At 70.9% G+C, this 19956-nt stretch carries 16 protein-coding genes and 1 pseudogene; 7 read left to right on the top strand and 10 right to left on the bottom strand.

Features of this window, described 5'->3' with window-relative positions; all coding sequences use genetic code 11:
* Positions 1-111: 111 nt before the first annotated feature.
* From ABZ646_RS18345 to ABZ646_RS18325, 5 genes are all read left to right on the top strand, one after another.
* A complete protein-coding gene (locus ABZ646_RS18345) occupies positions 112-1824 on the top strand; it encodes a CocE/NonD family hydrolase (RefSeq protein ID WP_360519701.1) in 1713 nt (570 codons plus the stop codon).
* Entirely contained in the window at positions 1821-3500 is a 1680-nt protein-coding gene (locus ABZ646_RS18340; protein WP_360519699.1) for an AMP-binding protein, read from the top strand. Before ABZ646_RS18345 ends, ABZ646_RS18340 begins: the two co-directional genes overlap by 4 nt.
* On the top strand, positions 3497-4285 hold the full coding sequence (locus ABZ646_RS18335; RefSeq protein ID WP_360519697.1) for an enoyl-CoA hydratase/isomerase family protein: 789 nt from the start codon (positions 3497-3499) through the stop codon (positions 4283-4285). The genes ABZ646_RS18340 and ABZ646_RS18335 overlap by 4 nt, the downstream gene beginning before the upstream one ends.
* Positions 4282-5040, top strand: coding sequence for an SDR family NAD(P)-dependent oxidoreductase (locus tag ABZ646_RS18330; protein WP_360519695.1), 759 nt, complete (start codon positions 4282-4284; stop codon positions 5038-5040). The genes ABZ646_RS18335 and ABZ646_RS18330 overlap by 4 nt, the downstream gene beginning before the upstream one ends.
* 196 nt (positions 5041-5236) lie before the next feature.
* Entirely contained in the window at positions 5237-5878 is a 642-nt protein-coding gene (locus tag ABZ646_RS18325; RefSeq protein ID WP_360519693.1) for a TetR/AcrR family transcriptional regulator, read from the top strand.
* Between the two features lie 426 nt (positions 5879-6304).
* On the opposite strand, the gene ABZ646_RS18320 is transcribed toward ABZ646_RS18325, so the two are convergent.
* Positions 6305-7228 (bottom strand): helix-turn-helix transcriptional regulator, encoded by a 924-nt coding sequence (locus ABZ646_RS18320; protein WP_360519691.1) that lies wholly within the window; start codon positions 7226-7228, stop codon positions 6305-6307.
* Positions 7229-7402: 174 nt separating this feature from the next.
* Here ABZ646_RS18320 and ABZ646_RS18315 point away from each other — a divergent pair, with 174 nt between their 5' ends.
* Both ABZ646_RS18315 and ABZ646_RS18310 read left to right on the top strand, forming a co-directional pair.
* Complete coding sequence (locus tag ABZ646_RS18315) at positions 7403-8749, top strand: aldehyde dehydrogenase family protein (RefSeq protein WP_360519689.1); 1347 nt, start codon at positions 7403-7405, stop codon at positions 8747-8749.
* A 187-nt stretch (positions 8750-8936) separates the two neighbouring features.
* Complete coding sequence (locus ABZ646_RS18310) at positions 8937-10049, top strand: alkene reductase (protein WP_360519687.1); 1113 nt, start codon at positions 8937-8939, stop codon at positions 10047-10049.
* An 817-nt stretch (positions 10050-10866) separates the two neighbouring features.
* Here ABZ646_RS18310 and ABZ646_RS18305 read toward each other — a convergent pair.
* From ABZ646_RS18305 to ABZ646_RS18265, 9 genes and pseudogenes are all read right to left on the bottom strand, one after another.
* On the bottom strand, positions 10867-11766 hold the full coding sequence (locus ABZ646_RS18305; RefSeq protein ID WP_360519685.1) for a S1 family peptidase: 900 nt from the start codon (positions 11764-11766) through the stop codon (positions 10867-10869).
* A 228-nt stretch (positions 11767-11994) separates the two neighbouring features.
* Entirely contained in the window at positions 11995-12774 is a 780-nt protein-coding gene (locus ABZ646_RS18300; protein ID WP_360519683.1) for a DUF1684 domain-containing protein, read from the bottom strand.
* Entirely contained in the window at positions 12771-13598 is an 828-nt protein-coding gene (locus ABZ646_RS18295) for an LLM class flavin-dependent oxidoreductase (protein ID WP_360519681.1), read from the bottom strand. The genes ABZ646_RS18300 and ABZ646_RS18295 overlap by 4 nt, the downstream gene beginning before the upstream one ends.
* A gap of 79 nt (positions 13599-13677) precedes the next feature.
* A complete protein-coding gene (locus tag ABZ646_RS18290) occupies positions 13678-15465 on the bottom strand; it encodes an FAD/NAD(P)-binding protein (protein ID WP_360519679.1) in 1788 nt (595 codons plus the stop codon).
* Between the two features lie 349 nt (positions 15466-15814).
* On the bottom strand, positions 15815-16417 hold the full coding sequence (locus ABZ646_RS18285) for an ATP/GTP-binding protein (RefSeq protein WP_360519677.1): 603 nt from the start codon (positions 16415-16417) through the stop codon (positions 15815-15817).
* Positions 16401-16739, bottom strand: coding sequence for a DUF742 domain-containing protein (locus tag ABZ646_RS18280; RefSeq protein WP_360519675.1), 339 nt, complete (start codon positions 16737-16739; stop codon positions 16401-16403). Before ABZ646_RS18280 ends, ABZ646_RS18285 begins: the two co-directional genes overlap by 17 nt.
* A 14-nt stretch (positions 16740-16753) precedes the next feature.
* The gene (locus ABZ646_RS18275; protein WP_360519673.1) at positions 16754-17182 is read right to left on the bottom strand and encodes a roadblock/LC7 domain-containing protein; all 429 of its coding nucleotides are present in this window, start codon (positions 17180-17182) and stop codon (positions 16754-16756) included.
* Positions 17179-19485, bottom strand: a complete 2307-nt coding sequence (locus tag ABZ646_RS18270; protein WP_360519671.1) for a nitrate- and nitrite sensing domain-containing protein — start codon at positions 19483-19485, stop codon at positions 17179-17181. Before ABZ646_RS18270 ends, ABZ646_RS18275 begins: the two co-directional genes overlap by 4 nt.
* 227 nt (positions 19486-19712) lie before the next feature.
* Positions 19713-19956, bottom strand: a pseudogene (locus ABZ646_RS18265) (hypothetical protein); the annotation flags it as partial.

Raw genomic sequence — 19956 nt, 5'->3', positions numbered from 1 at the left:
CGGGAGCCACGGAAGGCAAGCACCGATCAGCCACATCCGGCCCTCCCGGGCCGCCTAACAACTTACGGAGCACCGATGCAGCACCTTTACGAGATAGATGTCCGAGTTCCGATGCGTGACGGTGTAGCCCTCGCCGCCAACGTGTGGCATCCAGTCGAGGAGAAGGCGCCGACGCTGCTCGTGCGCATGCCCTACGGCAAGGACGTGTTCGGCGTCACCCTGGGCGGGGTCATGCCCGACCTCATGGCTCTGCTGGAGGCCGGTTACGCGTTGGTGGTGCAGGACTGCCGCGGCACCCATCGCTCGGAGGGCGAGTTCGTGCCGCACATGGCCGACCGCAACGACGGCGAGGACACCGTCGCCTGGATCGCCGACCAGCCGTGGTCCGACGGCACGGTGGGCATGTACGGAGCGTCCTACCTCGGGATGGTCCAGTGGGAGGCCGCCGTGACCGGCGCCCCCGCCCTCAAGGCGATCGCGCCGTCCGTCACCTCGATCGACAACTACGAAGCGCCCTGGTACGGCCCGGGCGGTGCGCTCTCACTGAGCCTGGTCACCGCCTGGAACGCCATGATGTACATGGCCGACGCCCAGCGGTCCCTGGCGGCCGGTGAGGGCTCCGTGTCCCAGCTGGAGCAGCTCGGCCAGGCGGCGCTGTTCCCGGCGCCGCTGAACGACGTGCTGCCGACGGCCGAGGTCCCGGTACTGGCGGAGTACGGGAAGTGGTGGGACGACTGGATGGCGCACCCGTCCCACGACGAGTACTGGGACGCCATGGAGCTCACGCCTGAGCTCAAGAACGTCACCGTCCCGGCGCTGAACATCGGCGGCTGGTACGACCTCTACATCGGGCAGACGGTGCGCACGTACACCACCGCCCGTCAGAAGGCGGGCAGTGCGCACGCACGCGAGGGCCAGCGGTTGATCATCGGTCCGTGGGATCACATGTCCACGAGTGGTGTCTATCCCGACCGCTCCTTCGGACCGCTGGCCACTGCGCAGATGATGGGTCTGACCGGCCTGCACGTGAAGTTCTTCGACCGCTGGCTGCGCGGCGACACCACCGCTCTGGACGGCGTGGCACCAGTGAAGATCTTCGTCATGGGCATCGACCAGTGGCGCGACGAGCAGGAGTGGCCGCTGCCCGACACGCAGTGGACCGACTACCACCTCACCAGCGCCGGCCACGCCAACACCGCGGGCGGCGACGGCGTGCTGACGACCGAGCCGCCGACCGGCGCCGGGCACGACACCTACCTCTACGACCCGCGCCGCCCGGTTCCCACGGCCGGCGGGGCGACCATGCCGGTGACACTGGAACTCTGCGGCCCGGTCGACCAGCGGACCGTCGCCGCCCGCGAGGACGTCCTGTGCTTCGCCGGCCCGGTGCTCGAGGAGCCCGTCGAGGTCACCGGCCCGGTCAGCCTGACCCTGTACGTCTCCTCGTCGGCCGTGGACACCGACTTCACCGCCAAGCTCGTCGACGTCTTCCCGGACGGCAAGGCGATCAACCTGTGCGACGGGATCCTGCGCACCCGCTACCGGGGCGGCCCGGCCACCGAAGAGTTCATGGAGCCCGGGACGGTCTACGAGATCACCATCGACATGACCGCCACGTCCAACGTCTTCCTGCCCGGTCACCGCATCCGCGTGGACATCTCCAGCAGCAACTTCCCCCGCTACGACCGCAACACCAACACCGGCGGCGTCATCGCCCACGAGAGCGAGGAGCAGATGATCCCCGCGATCAACCACATCCACCACGGGCCGAACCACCCCAGCCGCCTGGTGCTGCCGGTCATCGACCGGAAGGGCCGGTCATGAGCGCCGCCGACCGGGTCGCCGAGCTGACCGCGACCTTCGCGGCCCCTTCCCTCGACGTGGCCCACCTGCTGTGCGACCGGCACCCCGCCGACCGCGTCGCGTTCACCGTCGTCGACGGCGACGGCGACGGCACAGCTTCCACGCTGACCTTCGGCGAGCTCGCCGCGGGCTCGCACCGCTGTGCGCGGGCGCTCCAGGACCTCGGCGTCGGTCCGGGCGACAGGGTGGCGACCCTGATGGGCAAGGGAACCGACCTGGTCACCGTCATCCTCGCGAGCTGGCGGCTCGGCGCGGTCTACGTCCCGCTGTTCACCGCGTTCGCACCCCAGGCCATCGCCCTGCGCCTGGAGGGCGCCGGTGCGCACGTCGTGGTCGTCGACCCCGACCAGCGCCACAAACTCGACCCCGGCCCCGACCTGCCGGACGACCCCCAGCGCCGGATCGTCGTCACCGGACCCGGCGCGTCACCCGGTGACCTGTCGCTGGCCGACCTGATCGCGGCCGCGTCGCCCGAGCCGTTGCCCACCGTCACCACCAGCGGAGACGGCCCCCTGGTCCACATGTTCACCTCCGGCACCACCGGCAAGCCCAAGGGCGTCATCCACCCCGTCTCCTACATCACGGGATGGCAGATCTACCTGGAGTACGGCCTCGGTGTCACCCGCGACAGCACCTACTGGTGCGCCGCCGACCCCGGCTGGGCCTACGGGCTGTACGCCGCCATCGTCGCGCCGCTGGCCGCCGGCCTCCCCAGCCTCCTGCTGTCCGGCGGGTTCTCGGCCGAGAGGACCTGGCGCACTCTCCTCGACCACCGGGTCACCGACTTCACCGCCGCCCCGACCGTGTACCGGGGACTGCGCTCCTCGTCGGTGCCGGTGCCCGAGGGGCTGCGGCTGGAGCGGGCGTCCAGCGCGGGTGAGCCCCTGACTCCTGAGGTCAACGAGTGGGCCGGCGCCGCGCTCGGTCTCGCCGTGCACGACCACTTCGGCCAGACCGAGGTCGGCATGCCCCTGGCCAACCACCACCATCCCGAACTCGCCCGTCCGCTCAAGCCGGGATCCATGGGCCGGCCGGTACCCGGCTGGAGCCTCACCGTCCTGACCGACGAGAAGGACGAGCCCGCCGGAGAGGGCGTGCTCGGCCGGGTCGCGATCGACGTCGCGGCGAGCCCGCTGATGACGTTCCGCGACTACCAGAGCCCCGGGCAGAGCGCCTCCAAGTTCACCCCCGACGGCCGCTGGTACCTCACCGGCGACGCCGGGCGCGTCGACGCCGACGGCGACTTCTTCTTCTCCTCCCGCGACGACGACGTCATCATCATGGCCGGTTACCGGATCGGGCCGTTCGAGATCGAGAGCGTCCTCGCCCAGCATCCCGCGGTCGCCGAGTGCAGCGTGATCGGCGCCCCCGACGAGGTGCGCGGCGAGGTCATCGAGGCGTACGTCGTCCTCCGCGACGGAGTCGACGGCGGCGACGACGGCAAAGGCGGCGGCCACGGTTCACCGGAACTGGCCGCCGAGCTGCAGCAGTTGGTCAAGACCCGCTACGCCGCCCACGCCTACCCGCGCACGATCCACTTCATCGACGCCCTGCCCAAGACCCCCAGCGGCAAGACCCAGCGCTACCTGCTGCGCAACCGCCGCCGCGCCGAACTCGCCACCCCGGAGTCACGTTGACCGGCAAGGAACCGCTGCTCGTCGAGCAACGCGGCCCCGTCCGCTGGCTGTCGCTCAACCGCCCCGAGCGACGCAACGCCCTCGACATCACCCTCGTAGCAGCCCTCGACAAGCAGATCACCAGCGCCGAGGCCGATCCCGGTACCGCGGTCGTCGCGGTGGCCGGCAAGGGACCGAGCTTCTGCGCCGGAGGGGACTTCCACCAGTTCCTGGAGCTCCACGACGCGGGCCACAACCCGGTCGGCTTCCTGACCGACGTGTCGGCCTGCTTCAGCCGCATCGCGGCCAGCCCCAAACCCTGGGTCGCCGTGCTCCACGGTCACGCCGTCGCCGGTGGCCTCGAACTCGCCCTGGCCTGCGATGTCGTCGTCGCCGCCGACACCACGCTCATCGGCGACGGCCACCTCAACCGCCGCCTGGTACCGGCCGGCGGATCGAGCGTACGGCTGCCCGGCGCGGTCGGCCGGGGCCTGTCCCGCCGGCTCCTGCTGACCGGCGAACTGCTGCCCGCGACCGAATTCGAGAACACCGGCTGGATCCACTCGATCGTGCCCGAGGCCGACCTCGAAGCCACCGCCACCCGCATCTGCCACCAGCTGGCCGACCGCCACAGCCCCGCCCAGGAACACCTCAAGACACTGCTGCACCGGATCGACGGCATGGCCCCCGAACAGGCCCTGCGCGAGGAACTGGCCACCTTCGCCGACAACTGGTCGGCCAGCTCGGTGGCCGACGCCCTGCGGTCCTTCCTCACTCCCCCCACCACGAAAGCGGGCAACAAGTGAATCGCTACCAGGGACGCGTCGTCGCCGTCACCGGAGCCGCACAGGGACTCGGCCTCGCCATGGCGACCCGGTTCGCCGCGGAGGGCGCCGCGGTCGCGCTGGCCGACGTCAACGAACAGGCCCTCACCGCCGCCGCCAGGACCATCACCGACGCCCACGACGCGAAACTCCGCACCGACGTGGTGGACGTGACCGACTCGGCCCGGGTCAACGCCTGGATCGACGGCGTCACCACCCAACTCGGCCGACTCGACGTGCTGATCAACAACGCCGGGATCATCCGCGACAACCGCGTCGAGGACATCACCGACGAGGACTGGCACGAGGTCGTCAACGTCAGCCTCACCGGCGGCTTCCACTGCGCCCGCGCCGCGTTCGCACCGATGAAACGCCAGGGCTACGGCCGTATCGTCAGCTTCTCCTCGATGTCCTGGCGCGGAAACTTCGGCCAGACCAACTACGTGGCCGCCAAGGCCGGCATCGTCGGCATGACCCGCACCCTCGCCCTCGAAGGCGCCCGCCACGGCATCACCGCCAACGCCATCGCCCCCGGCCTCATCGAGACCCCCATGCTCGCCTCCATGAACGGCCCCGCACGCGACAAACTCACCCACAAGATCCCCATGCGCCACACCGGCCGCCCCGAGGACATCGCCGAAGCCGCGGCCTTCCTCGCAAGCGAGGCCGCCGGCTACATCACCGGTGTCGTCCTGGACGTGGACGGCGGCATCTCCATCGGCTCCTCGATCCGGTAACCGCGAACCCGGCGGGCCAGCAGGCGATCGTCTGCAGTGTCAGCCTTCGTCGTCCGGCCCACCCACACTGATCGACACGGGACCGCTCCCCTCGGGTACGTTAGGCAGTACGGTGGTACCCATTAGCAATGGTCGGCCTTCCGGCCGGACGACCAATCGCCGCTTCAGGCGGAGACGCTTATGGGAGACTACTGCGGTGACGGCCCCAACTGACTCGCGTGACCGACGTCCGCGCCGAACGGCGCGCAGGCGGGTCGTCGACACTCGCCGGCGGGACGAACTGCTGCGTCAGGCCGAGACGATCATCCTGGCCGAAGGCTTCACCGCGGTGACCATGGACGAGCTCGCCCAGCGACTGGGATGCTCCAAGGCGACGCTGTACAGCCTCGCCTCCACGAAAGAACAGCTGGTACTGGCGGTCACCCGCACCTTCTTCCGGGAGGCGACAGCCGAGATCGAACAGGCCGTCCAGTCCGAGCCCGACCCCAGGCAGCGCATCCGCGTCTACCTCACCGGCGTCGGCACGGCAATGCGCCGGCACTCCCACGCCTTCTACGACGACATGGTCGGCTACGAACCGACGGCACATATCTACCGCAAGAACTCCGCAGCCGCGGCGCACCGGGTCCACGAACTGATCGAGGAGGGCGTGCAGAGCGGCGTCTTCCGCGCACTCAACGGGCATTTCGCCGCCCAGGTCGTCGCAGTCACCATCGACGCGGTCCAGTCGGGGGTCCTCCTGGAGAGCACCGGCCTCACCGCCGGCGACGCCTTCTCCGAACTCGGAGACCTCCTGCTGGACGGACTCAGTTCGGGGCAGGGCGCATCACCCGAGTAGAGCCCGGCGAAAGGTGCGCACCTCTCGGGTCGCCTCTGACAGGGACCATCCCGGGAGGCGACCGGCCCGGCTTCCAGCTGCGGGCAAGGCGGGCGGGCGGCACCACCGAGTTCAGTGCGGCCTCCTCGCCCTCTCTCTACAGGAATTGTCGGAGTCTCTACCACCGGCCTGCGGACCCGCCGGCTCGTCGCATCGGATGCCTCGCTGGGGCTGTCCCGGACGCTGTCGGCAAAGGGACGGGTGCCACCGTCCCTCCACGGCGCGGCGCGGTCCCCCCGGCCACGGCGATGCGTCGAGGAACGGTACGCAGCTGGTCGAGGGGGATGCCGATCGTCCGCTCGTCCAGTCCGGCATCGACGTGGACGCCCTCTCGTCGAAGAAGCGCTGGCAGATGTCACCCACGGCGCCCAAGCCGCGAAGCCGCGTTCAGCGAGTCCTGCTCGCCGGCGGCGCGCCCGTTCCCGCCCTGGTCGCGTCGGTGCCCCAGCTGGCCAGCAGTCGTAGTGCCTCCGCGGACGGGGAACCGGGTTCGGCGTGGTACGTCGCCAGTGTCTGTTCGTGGTCGTCGGCCAGGTGGAACGACTCGAGGCGGAGGTCGAGTTCGCCGACGAGCGGGTGGTGCAGGCGCTGGATGCCGTGGCACTTGTCCCGGACGTCGTGGGCGGCCCACAGCCGCCTGAAATCCTCGCTCTTCACGGAGAGTTCGCCCACCAGCGCGGACAGCCGGGGGTCGTTGGGATGGGAGCCGGCGTCCATGCGCAGCTGAGAGACGACGTCGTTCGCTTTTTGCTCCCAGTCCACGAACAGGTCGCGGTACTCGGGCCTGAGAAAAACCAGTCGCGCCCAGTTCCGCTCGCGCTCGGGCAGCACGGCCCAGTCACCGAAGACCGCCGCGGCCATCCGGTTCCAGGCGAGGATGTCCGAGCGCCGCCCCACGAGGATGGCAGGGCCGCCTTCCATGGTGTCCAGCAGCGTCCGTAGGGGGCCCCGCACCTGCTGGGTGCGGCCGGCAGGCTTCTTCTTCTGTTTCGGTTTCGCCAGGTGGGTGAGGTGGGCGTGCTCGGCGTCGCTGAGCCGGAGCGCGCGGGCGATGGCGTCAAGGACCTCCGCCGACACGTGCTGCCCGTTGCCCTGCTCCAGGCGCGTGTAGTACCCCACCGACACCCCGGCCAGCTGCGCCAGCTCCTCGCGGCGCAGCCCCGGCACCCGCCGGTGCCGCCCGAAGTCCGGCAGGCCGACGTCCTCCAGCTTGAGCCGGGCCCGCCGGGTGCGCAGGAACTCGCTGAGCTCGGCACGCGGGTCCAGAGCGCCGGCGGCGGGCTCGTGCACCGGTTCGGGGTATTCGTCCATGCCTCCGAGTATCCACGGTCGGACGCACGCCAGCCTGCCCAAGTCAGTGGTAGGCACAGCGGATGTACACAAAGCTGTGACCTGGGTGAATACCGGATCGTCCAGCACGCTGGAGACTGTGCCCGGCTGGAAGGCAGCCGGGGCGTGGCTTGCATCAGGAACGGAGCACACCCCATGACCGCAACACAGGGGACCGAGGCGAGGACGCACCGGACCGAAACGGCCGCGGAGGTGGTCGGCCGCCTTCGTGCGACGTTCGACGCCGGCGTCACCCGCCCACTGGACTGGCGCATCGACCAGCTGCGGCGGCTGCGGGCGCTGCTGGTCGAGAACGAGCAGGAGCTGATCGAAGCGCTCTGGGCGGATCTGAGGAAGAACGCCGCCGAGGCGAAGACGCAGGAGATCGACTTCACCGTCGCCGACATCGACGAGACGCTGGCGAATCTCGAGAGCTGGCTTCAGCCTCGCCCGGTGGAGGTCCCTGCCCACTTCGGTCCCACGACAACGGCCTACACCACGTACGACCCGCTCGGGGTCGTCCTGGTGATCGCTCCGTGGAATTTCCCGCTGCACCTTCTCATCGACCCCGTCATCGGCGCGCTGGCCGCGGGGAACACCGTGGTGGCCAAGCCGAGCGAGGTCTCGGTGCACACCTCGGCGGTGGCTTCACGCCTGCTGCGTGAGTACTTCGACGCCGACGTGCTCACCGTGGTCGAGGGGGGCGCCGAGGAGACCACGGCCCTCCTGGCGCAGCGTTTCGACCACATCTTCTACACCGGCAATGGCACGGTCGGCCGGATCGTCATGGCCGCAGCCGCCAAGAACCTCACCCCGGTCACGCTCGAACTCGGAGGAAAGTCGCCGGTCTTCGTGGCGCCCGACGCAGACGTGGACGAGACCGCCAAGCGGCTGGTCGGCGCCAAGTTCGGCAACGCGGGGCAGCAGTGCATAGCCCCCGACTACGTTCTTGCCGATCCTGCCACCGCCGCCGCCCTGGTTCCCGCCCTGCGCACGGCGGTCGAAGCCCAGTTCGGCACCAGCCCGCAGACCTCAGCCGACTTCGGCCGGATCATCAACGAGCGGCACTTCGACCGGCTCACGCGTCTGCTGGACTCCGGCCGGGTGGCCGTGGGGGGCCAGCACGACCGCGACGACCTGTTCATCGCACCGACCGTGCTCACCGATGTCGACCCCGCGTCGCCGGTCATGCAGGAGGAGATCTTCGGTCCGATCATCGCCGTCGTGGAAGTCGCAGACCTCGATGCCGCCATCGCCTTCATCAACGAACGTGACAAGCCCCTCGCGCTCTACGCCTTCGCCGAGTCCGAGGCCACCAAGTCTCGCCTCTTGAACGAGACCTCCTCCGGCGGCGTCGCCTGGGGCCAGCCGGTGATGCAACTGCTCATGACCGGCCTGCCTTTCGGCGGCGTCGGCGGAAGCGGCATGGGCCGCTACCACGGCCGGTATTCCCTCGAGACGTTCAGCCACCTCAAGGGTGTCGCGGACGTCCCGCTCAGCTAGCAGTTCCCGCCACCGCCGCAATCGCGTTCCAGGTGAAGCCGTGTACCGGTCCTCTGACCGCGTTCGCAGCCAACACCCTCCACACCCCGAGCGCGCCTGGCACCGCGTCACCGCCGGGACAGCGTGGACCCCCTGCGGCGCAGACCTTCATCCCGTTTTCCTCCGTATTGCAGAAAGAAAGAAACCCATGACTGTCAATATTTCAGAAGTTTCGCCCGTTCCATCGCTTTTCTCCCCCGTCTCTCTCGGGAAGATCGAGCTCGCCAACCGCATCGTCATGGCACCGATAACCCGGGTCCGGGCCGGTTCCTCAGGCGTTCCCGGGGACCTGATGGTCGAGTACTACCGGCAGCGGGCGAGCGTCGGAATGATCATCACGGAGGGCACCTACCCCGACCACGCGTCGCAGGGGTATGTCGGTGAGCCGGGCATCGCCACCGATGAGCAGGCGGCCGGCTGGCAGCGGGTGTTCGAGGCGGTGCACGCCGAGGGTGGTCGCATCGTCCTGCAGATCATGCACGCCGGCCGCGGCACCCACCCCGACATCAACGGCGGCCGCCGCATCCTCGCCCCCAGCGCGATCGCCATCGACAACAAGACGTTCACCGAGAAGGGCGAGCAGCCCTACCCCGTACCGGAAGCGATGACCACCGCAGAGATCCGGGCAGCCGTGGAGGACTTCGTCGCCGCGGGCCGCCGGGCCATCGAGGCGGGAGCGGACGGCGTGGAAATCCACGGCGCCAACGGCTACCTGCTCCAGGAGTTCCTCTCCCCGGCGGCCAACCAGCGCACCGATGGATACGGCGGCTCGCCGCAGAACCGCGCCCGCTTCGTCGTCGAGGTCGTCACGGCGGTCGCCCAGGCTGTCGGTGCCGAGCGGGTCGGGCTGCGGATCTCGCCGGAGGTCGACCTCGGGGACGTCTTCGAGACCGACCGGGACGACGTCCTGGCCACCTACGGCACCCTGCTCGACCAACTGCGCCCGCTGGGCCTGGCCTACCTCTCCATCCTGCACATCGAGCCGGGCGGCGACCTGGTACAGGAGCTGCGGCGGCGCTTCGACGGCAAGCTGATCGTCAACAACGGCCCCTTCGGGGGGCAGACCACCCGCGAGCAGGCGCTCCAGCACATCGAGGCCGACCACGCCGACGCCGTGGTCGTGGGCCGGGCTCTCATCGCCAACCCCGACCTGGTCGAGCGCTGGCAGGGTGGCCACCCGGAGAACGAGCCGCGGCCGGAACTGTTCTACGGGCCGGGCGCCGAGGGCTACACCGACTACCCCTTCCTCGAAACGGCCTGACGCCCGCGGTCACGCCTGTCCATGCGGCAGCCCCACTCGCACATGGACAGGCGCCCGACCGGCGACACCGTGCCCGCCCCGGTGAGCCCGCGGTCACACCGGCGATCACCGGCTCGAGGACCGCCCGGCCCGGCAGGGCGTTGACGGTCCGCAGGTTCCTGGTCAGCAGCCTGCGCTCGGTGACCTCGTCGGGCACATCACTCTCGTGGGTGGCCACCGCAGCGGCCCTCGGCCACAGCAGACCGGCGTGGACCGACGCGTACTCCGAGGCGGCGGCCGCAGGGGATCACCGCCAGCAGTCGCTCAGCACTGGTCACCGGGTACGCACAGGCCGGAATCGAATTGTGCCGAGCCGACCCGAGCGAGCACCCTGGTCACCACCCGCCGCCGCGACGCCGCCCTTACCGGAACCGACCGCCACCTGATTGAAGTTGGCCTGTTCACCCCCAACGAGGCTTTGGCCTACCTTGTCAGCGCTCTGCCCCCACCGCCGCGAACCCGACGACCAGCTCACCGCCCTCGCCCAAGACCTTGGGCACCTGCCCCTCGCGCTCTCCCGGGCTGCCGCCTACCGTCAGTCGCTCCACGCCGTACCGGGAACTCCGCAAGCACCGCGAGAGCACCCCCCCTGCCGAACAAGCCGGATGGGAAGGCTGATCAGCAATCTGGTCCGCATCCCTGCTGGTCAGCAATATCCGTTGTTTTCGCGGCAGATGATCCGGGGGGACCCCTGCCGCTCAAACTTCGATGGCACAGGACAGCCCCCGCACGCGGTCGCGTGCGGGGGCCAGTGCCGGGAGCCGATCCGGGCGGATCGTCAGCCGACGCTCACGCCGTAGTAGCTCAGCGCCTCGGTGACCGGCTGGAAGAAGGTCGTACCGCCGGAGGTGCAGTCGCCGCTGCCGCCGGAGGTCAGACCGTAGGCCACGGAACCGCCGTAGAGCGGGCCGCCGCTGTCGCCGCCCTCGGCGCAGACCGTGGTCTGGATCAGACCGGAGACGACGTCACCGCTGCCGTAGTTGACGGTGGCGTTGAGCGCGGTGACGCGGCCGCTGTGCGTGCCGGTGGTCGAACCGCGGCGGTACACCGTGGTCCCGACGCTCGGCGTGGCCGCGCTGGAGATGGTCTGGCTGCCGACCGCGCTCGGGTGCGCGATCGAGCTGTTGGTGTACCTCACCAGCGCGAAGTCGTTGCCCGGGAAGCTGTAACTGACGTTGGTGCCCAGGACCGTGCTGTGACTGGAGTTGCTGTACCAGGTGGAGGCCACCTGACCGCAGTGCCCGGCGGTCAGGAAGTAGTACGTGCTGCCGCTGTGCACGTTGAAGCCGAGCGAGCAGCGGTAGGAGCCGCCGTAGATGGCGTCGCCGCCGCTGATCAGCTTCTTGAAGGTGCCGGGGGTCCGCTTGATGGTGAGCGCACCGGAGTTGACACCCGCCTGCCGCTTGATCTTGGCGATCTCGGCGTTGGAGACCGTGGAGTCAGCGGTGACGACGACACGGCCGGTCTTGCTGTCGACGGACCAGGCGGTGCCGGGCACGTCGGCCTTCAGAACAGAGCTGTTCACGGCCTTCAACTGGGTGGCGCTGAAGGTGTGGACGGCACTCGCGCTCGCGGTGGGGACGGCGAACGCTGCCGCGGCCAGGAAGCCGGTGCCCACGGCGATCAGCCGGGTCCGTCTCGAGATACCGCTGCGGGGGGTCGTGCGCTTGATCCTCACTTGTCGTTCCCTCCCAGGGGAAGTCGGGGGCCCGCGTGGGGTCGGGGCCCGTGAGGCGCAGCCAGGGGGGATGCCCGGATTCCGGACACGCAATGCCCCTGACAAGCGCTGTGGGGGAGTATTCGGGCGATCGACCGGTAGCCGCAAGGGCGCCTTTCGGCCGTGCGACTGTGAGTGAACTGTGGTGTGTTTGTGCGATCTCGCCCCGGTCGCGCCCCACCCTCTCCCTCAGCCCAGCCCGCGCTCCCCCGCCTCGACGGCGACGCCCAGCGTGTTCCCCGGGGGCGGGAAGGGGCAGATGAAGTGGTCCGCGAAGGCGCACGGCGGCAGTTGGGCCCGGTTGAGGTCGACGGTGGTGGAGCCGTCGGCTGCCGGGGCGGCCGAATAGAGGAACCTGAACCGGAAACTGCTGTGGCCGCTGGTGCGGTCGGCGAACACCGCCCACAGCCGCCCGTCGGCCTGCTCGGCGACCTGGAGCGCCCGTTCCTCACCCGCCAGAGTGAAGGCGAGTTCGCCGGCGAGCACCAGTGCGCGCTCCCGCCCGTCCGCGTTGCCGACCCGGACGGAGCGTCGGTCGCCGTACGGCGTGAAGCGGCCCGGTACCGACCAGCGCGGGTCATAGGGGGTGGCGTCGATGCCCCGGAACGCACGGCGCGTCTCGGCGGCCGGGTCGTAGTCCCGTACGCCCCAGACGTCTTCGCGGACCAGCACCACCAGGTGGCGCTCGCCGTGCGTGACCCGGGCCGCCGGTTCGCGGTCGGCGGCGAGCCTGATCTCCCCGGCGAAGGGCTCACCGTCCAGGGCCAGGCCGTCGGCCTCGGCCGCGGTGAGGACCACTCCGTCAGCGTCGGCCGCCCAGACGCCGGGAACGTTCGGAAGGCGGCCGTCCGGATGGTCCTCGATCCAGTGTGTGCCGACCAGGGCGAGCGGCCCGTAGGGCGCCGACACCTGCTCCGCACGCTGCTCGTGCCAGCGCTTCCAGTCGCCGGACGCGTCGTCAGTTGTCATATGAAGAGCCCTTTCACTTCGTTGGTCATGCTTCGGGCGAGGCCCAGGTGCTCGCGCAGGGTGCTGCCCGGATAGAAGGTGCGGAACAGACCGCGGTGCTGAAGGAGGGCCACGGTCCCGTTGACCAGCCGCTCCAGGTCCCGGCGGGGTTCGGCGGGGACGAGGTGGAAGCCGTCGGTGGCGCCCTCGCCGTGCCAGCTCGCGATCAGCTCCGCCAGGTCCACCGGACCGCCCCGGTACAGCGGACCCTGCACGGTCTGCCGGGGGCCGCCGCCGCCGTGCCCCGGCTCGGCCGCCCGCTCCCCGTCCCCCAGATCCACCATGAGACTCACCAGCACCCGCAGCGTTTCCGGGTCCCGCCCGAACTCCCGTGCCTGGGAGCGCAGCTCGTCCCGTACGAGGGCGGCCTGCGCGGAACTCGCGGCCCGCACCAGGGCCACATCGGCGTACCGGGCGGCCGGGCGCCGGGCGGCCTCCTCTGTGGCGTCGGCCACCCGCACCGGGAACAACACCTCGGCGGGTCCCGGCTCCTCGCTCCACCAGCCGGCCCGGCCCCCGCTGACCCGGTCGAGATGGGCGACGGCCTCCGGTGGGGCGGCCACCACAGGCACCAGCCCGATCCGCCGGGTGGCCGGGGCCACCCGCGACAGCACGGTCCCCGGGTCGCTCTCCGCCCACCCGAACCGGCCGTCGAGCGTCACGAAGTCCAGCCCGCCGCTCTCGGCCAGCCGCACCAGCTCGACGTAACGCTCGGCGTCGAACACGCCGACCTGGTCCACGGCGGCGGCCAGATGCAGCAGCCCCCGGCCGTATGAGCCGGTCACAGGACACCAACCTCTCCGAGAACCACGAAAAACTCCTCTCCCTCCCTCGCCGGACGGCGTGGGCCAGGGCGCAACACACTCAGGCGGCGGCCCGTTCCGTCAGACCGCGCAGGAAGGTCAGGGCCGCGCGGGCCGTGGCGTCGTTCTGCCGGAACGCGGGCCCTCCGGTGCGGGGCCGGGTGAAGGCGCCGGGGGTGCGGCTGTCGGTGAAGGGGCCGAGGGCGAACCGCCGGGGATGCGGTCGCCCGTCCCCGTCGAGGATCCGCCCGTCGGCGGGGTCCACCGCAAGCAGTCCGCCGGGCGTCTCCACGGCGCCGTCGGCGTGCAGGGTGCGCAGCAGCGCGTCCCGGGCGCGGCCGAGGGTGGGTTCGGGCAGCCGTGCCTCGACGAGCGCCCGTGCCTCGACGGTGAAACCGGGCACGGTGTCGGCGGCGGCCCGGAACACCCCGTCCGCCGCGGTCACCGTCATCCCGGCGCCGACGAACCTGAGCACGCCCGCCCGGGACAGCGCGAGCATCTGCCGCAGCCGGGGTCCTGGCGGCCCGGAGGCGAGGTAGCTGAAGAACCCGTGCCACCAGGAGCCGATGTTCCCGAGCTGCACCAACTGCCCGTAGACGGAGAGCAGTCCGAGGAACATGGCGAGGTCGGGGCTGTACGCTGGGTCGTGCCGGCGGTCCAGGTCCGCCTCGATGTATCCGCGCAGCCCGTCCTGGAACTCCTCGTGCGACCCGTAGCGCACCCCGTCCAGCGGGTGGTCGAGCGCCGTGAGGTCGAGCCGGTCGGCGGGGTCCGGTACGGCGGCGGCGACCAGCGTCCGGACCTCGGCCTCCGTGTCGGCGGCGGCGTACTTCTCCTCGAAGTCCGGCCAGGCGACGGCCGTCCGCTCGGGGTGGACGGTGAAGAGACGGTGGTAGTGCGCGAACCCCAGTTCCTTCGCCACCAACGGCCAGACGTCCCGCCGGAAGTCGAAGCCGGCCGGCCGGGCGAGCAGTTCGCCGACCTCGGCGGGCCCGAGGAAGCGCGGCAGCGGCGGGCGTTCGCCGGTCCAGTCGTACCCGATCTTCGAGTGGTACGGCACTCCACGCCGCGACCCCACGTAGAGCACCGGCTCCTGTCCGGAGGGCACGTAGGTGTCCCCGTCGTAGCGGCCGCCCCGCCCCTCGGTGAGCAGCACCATCAGGTCGACGAAGGCGAGTCCGAATCCGCGCACCAGCACCGGTTCGCCGGGCCGCAGAGCGGACAGGTCGCTGTCGGCGGTGAAGTCGGGCGGCAGGTGGACCAACTGGTGGGCATCGGCGTACGCGGCCAACTCCACCTGCTCCTCGTCCGGTTCCGCGTCGAGGTGGCCGAGGGCGAGGACGACGAGGTCGGCGAGGAGGGGGCGCGGGCGGCCCTCCAGCCACACCTGCTGGCGGCCCTCGCGCGGCCCGCTCACCCGCAGGGCCCGGCGGCGGTGGTGGTGGACGGTGACGCCGTCGGGCAGGTCGGCGACGGCGCGGTCGTGGACGTGGCGCAGGTAGCGGCCCTGGATCTGCCGGTCGGCGAAGGTACGGCCGTCCAGGCCCGCCCACTCGTGCAGGGTGGGCCCCTCCTTCACCGGGCCGGTCATCCGCACCGTCTCGTCGGTGAACATGGTGACGTCCTCGGCGTGCGAGTTCATCCACAGCAGCGGCGACTGGGCGGCCCGCCAGATGCGGCCCGCGCCCGGTGGGTGCGGGTCGACCAGATGGATGTCGAGGCCCGAACCGGCGTACAGCTCGGGGGCGTTGGCGGCGATGCGCTCCAGGAGACCGGTCCCCCGCGGCCCGGCCCCCACGATCACGAGCTGGGGTCTTGCGGGGGCGTGCGGAAGGGAGTCGTATGGCATGGGAAGGCTCCGTGACGGACAGCGAGAACACGGTGATTGCCTTCACACGGGAACACCGCTGTGCGGTGCCCTACGGCCGAGCCCCTCAGCAAGGCCGTCCGTCGACTCTACGGCGGTGTTTCCCCTCGCTGTCAAGGGTGTCCAGAGTGTGAGCGGCGCGTCTCAGGGCAGTTGACGGAAAACCGGAGACCTGTTCCACTTGGCCCATGCATCCGCAGCAGTGGTTGGTCACCCGCTCCCACATCGACTTCGGTCGAGTGTGGTCCTGTTCCTGTTGAGCTGACCCCCTGCGCGCCCCGTCACCGGCGGGGACTCCTCGCGTCTCGTTCTCGCGTACCGCCCTTCGCCCTCACACGCGCACCCCTCCCCTCGCGTTCCGTACCCCTTCGACCCGCTGCCCGATCACCCGGTCCATCAGTGCGCCCAGCACGTCCCGGACCGACGCCCGTTCCCGCGCGTCGCACTCCAGCACGGGAACGTCCGCCCCCAACCCCAACGCCTCCCGGATCTCCTCCAGTTCGAACCGCTCGGCGCCGTCGAAGCGGTTCACGGCGAGGACGAAGGGCGCACCGTGCGCCTCGAAGTAGTCGACGGCGGGGAAGCAGTCCTCGATCCGCCGGGTGTCCGCGAGCACGACCGTGCCGATGGCGCCCTCCACCAGGTCGTCCCACAGGAACGAGAACCGGTCCTGTCCGGGCGTCCCGAACAGGTACAGCGCGATGGACGGGTCCAGGGTGATCCGCCCGAAGTCGAGGGCCACGGTGGTCGTCGTCTTGGACTCGACTCCGGCGAGCGAGTCGACGCCGACCGACACCTGGGTGATCGCCGCCTCCGTGTCCAGCGGCTCGATCTCCGAGATCGCGCCGATGAACGTCGTCTTGCCGACTCCGAGTCCCCCGCTCACCACGATCTTCACGGCGAGCGGCACGACCCTGTCAGAGCGCCCGGACATGGTCCCTGATCCTTTCGAGCATCTGGAGCGGCAGCTCCGCGGGTTGCCGGCAGGCGAGCCGGCCGGCGGCGACGAGATCGGAGATCAGGACCTTGGCGACTCCGAGGGGGACGCCGACCCGGTGGGCCACCTCGGCGACCGTGGTCGGCTGTGCGCACACCGCGACGATGTGCCGTCGTTCGAACGCCAGCGACTCGTCCGGCGCGCCGACGGCCACGACGAGCGTCTCCAGCCGCAGATCGGCCCGGAGCGGCTCGGCCCGGCCGCCGGTGATGATGAACGGGCGCACGAAGGACGTGTCGTCGGCCGGTTCCCCGTCCATGGGCTGCTCCCCGTTCACCGGGGCAACGCCTGCCGCAGATCGGCGATGAGCGTGGGGGTCAGCAGGTCACCGGCCCGTTCCGCAAGCACCGCCATCTCGTAGCCGACGAGGCCGAGTTCGCCGCTGGAGTCGGCGAGCACGCCGAGGCAGCTGCCGTCCCGGATCGCGGAGACCAGCAGGAACCCGCGGCCCATCTCGATCATGATGAGCTTGACCCCGTCGAAGCCGTACCGCTTGGACGCGCTGCGCGCGAGCGACGACAGACCGGACACGATTGCCGCGAGATGGTCGGCCTCGGTGCGCCCGAGCCCGTCGGAGACGGCGATCAGCAGCCCGTCGGAGGAGACGGCGACCGCGTCCCGCACCCCGTCGGTGGACCTGACGAAGTTCGCGAGCAGCCAGTTGAAGGTCCGCGAGTCGTTGGGAGTGTCCACGGTGGTCATTTGGCGTCACCCTGCCCCTGCACAGCGCCCTCCTGGACCGTCTGCTTCTCCGCGTGGGCCCGCTTCTCCGGGTCCGCCCGCTTCTCCCGTTTCTCCTTCTCCACGCTGATCCCGCCCCGCATGTGCGCGCTGCGCAGCGTGGCGAGCATGCCGGAGACCTCCTCGGGGCTGCGCCGGGGCGTGGGCTCGGCGGGCGCCGACCGGTTGTCCCGGTCGGCGCGGTCGGTCTCGTCGACGGCGTCCGAGATGGCGCTGCGCTGGGGACGTTTGACGAGGCCGTTGCGGGTGCGGGCGGCGGAGGCGCCCTTCTTCTGCGGCTGCCCCGGCCCGGCGGTCCCGGCGGCGACCGGGACGGGCTGCCTCGCCTCGGGTTCCGTGCGCGGGGCCGGTACCACGGCGGGCTCGGCGGCGGCGGCCTGCTTCGGGGTCGCCGCCGCCTCCGTGAGGAGGCTGACCGGGATGAGCACCCGGGCGACCACGCCGGCGGCCGGTGCCTCGCCCAGCCGCACCTCGATCCCGCACTTGCGGGCGAGCGCTCCGACCACGAAGTGGCCGAGGAACCGGGTGGGTTCGGCCATGAAGCTGGCGGTGCCGGAGAGCCGTACGTTGGCCTCGGCGATCGCCTGCGCGGACATGCCCAGGCCGTGGTCGACGATGGCGACCAGGTAACCGGCGCTGGTGCGGCGGCCCTCGATCTCCACCTCCGAGTCCGGCGGCGAGAAACTCAGCGCGTTCTCGACCAGTTCGGCGAGCAGGTGGGCGATCTCGGCGACGACCGAACCGCTGAGGTGGGCGGGTTCGACCCGGCGCAGGGTGACCCGGCGGTACTCCTCGACCTCGGCGAGGGAGGCGCGCAGCACGTCGGTGACGGCCAGCGGGGTGGACCAGGGGCGGGGGCTGGACTCCCCGGCGAGGACGAGAAGACTCTCGGCGTTGCGGCGCATACGGGTGGCGAGGTGGTCCAGTTCGAAGAGGTTGGCGAGGGTCGCGGGGTCGGCGTCCTCGTGCTCCAGCTTGTTGATGAAGCCGATCTGGCGGCGCACCAGGTTCTGGTTGCGGCGGCCGAGGCTGACCAGCGAGTCGGTGGCGTTGCGGCGCAGTACGGCCTGCTCGGTCGCGAGGTCGTAGGCGGTCCGCTGCACCCGGTCGAAGGCCTCGGCGACCTCCTTGACCTCGGCGCCGGCCCGGGCGGACACGGCGAGCGGGGCGGGCGGCTCGGGGGTCTCGCCGGAGGCACCGTGCTGGACGGCTGCGACGGCCTCGGGCAGTCGCCGGCCGGCCGTCTCCCGGGCCTGCTCGGCGAGTTCGGCGAGGGGCGCGGAGACGGACCGTACGCAATCGAGGGCGAGTGCGCCGAGCGCGGCGACGGTGCCGAGGGCGAGCAGCAGGAAGAGAAGCAGATCGCGCTGGGCGGTGTCCTCCAGGGCGGTGGCCCGGTTCTCGACGTCGGCGCCGAGCGAGACCTGGACGCCGCGCAGCCCGTTGATGGTGGCGGTGGTCGCGTCCCACCACCGCATGGGCGGGATGTCGCTCCACCTCAGCTTGCCGGCGCCCCCTACGGCGGTGCTCTCGTAGGCCAGGGTGCGCTCGGCGTCCGGGGTGGTCATCGCCGCGTCCAGGCGGCGCTGCTGGGCGTCGGTGGCCGAGCGGGGGAAGGTGTCGAGGGCGGCCAGGCGGCCGGCCCGGATCTCCATGAACCTGCTGTAGTCGTCACCCCGGAACTTCCCGGCGCGCACCGAGCCGAGCACGATGGCGCGCTCCTCCCCCGTGTACTCCTTGGCGTTTCCGAGGATCCGCAGCGCCTGGTAGGCGTCGCGCAGGGTGGCGTCGTGGACGTCGCTGAGGCCGAGGTCGAGCCGGTCGAGGACGGTGATGGTGGTGGTGAAGTAGTCGAAGGTGTCCTTCACCAGGCCGGTGCGGTCGTCCGCGTGCCGGCGGATCCCGGCGAGCCCGTCGAGCCGGCCGAGGGACTCGCGCACCGACCCGGCGGCCGTGTCGTCGCGTCCGTGGAGCGCCTTGTCGAGCCGGTCCCTGGCGGCGTCGGTGGCCGTGCGCTGAGCGGGCAGCTTGGCGCCGAACTCCCGGACGCCGCCGACGTATCCGGTGGTGAGACCGCGCTCCTTCTGCAGTTCGTGGATCAGGCCCTGGAGGGTGATCTCCAGGCGGGCGTTGTCCGCGGTGGCGGAGGCGTTGCGGTAGGCGGAGACCTGCTCGACGGCGGCGGCGCCCAGCAGGGTCAGCAGCACGGCGAGCGCGAGGACCAGAATCCTCAGGAGCCGTGTTCGGATGGTGGCTGTGTGCACGGAAGTGCCTTAATCAGGAGGCGGGTCGGTCGGTGCGCGGAACCGATGGGAGAAATGGTTCTCTGCGCCCCGGCCAACGACCCTCTCCGGGCAGCGGTCACCCGATCATGTTTTTGTTTTACGTCCCGGAAACATGATCCCGGAGAATCCCGAGGTGAACGGTCGCGCCCGCCGCCCCCGTATACGGTGATCGGCGGGTCGACGGGTTGACGGCCCGACGGGCGTGCTCAGCAACCGTCGCACGGGCAGCAGCAGTCGCAGCCGTCACAGCCATCGCAGCCGTCGCACGGGCAGTCGCAGTCGCAGTTCTGGCAGCAGCCCTCGCGCTTCTTCCGCGACCAGGGCCCCTCGTACTCCTCCGCACAGCACATCTGGCAGCTGCAGCACAGCAGCGCGAACATCCCGCAGCCCGCGAGGAGATCCCGCTTCTCCGGCGGGGCCTGGGGCTTTGGCCCGTGAGCGGAGCAGGCC

It is taken from the genome of Streptomyces sp. NPDC007162, from assembly GCF_040634175.1.
In the GTDB taxonomy this organism is placed as follows: domain Bacteria; phylum Actinomycetota; class Actinomycetes; order Streptomycetales; family Streptomycetaceae; genus Streptomyces.
Note: the sequence above shows the minus strand (reverse complement) of the source record. Positions and strands in the feature narration are given on the sequence as shown.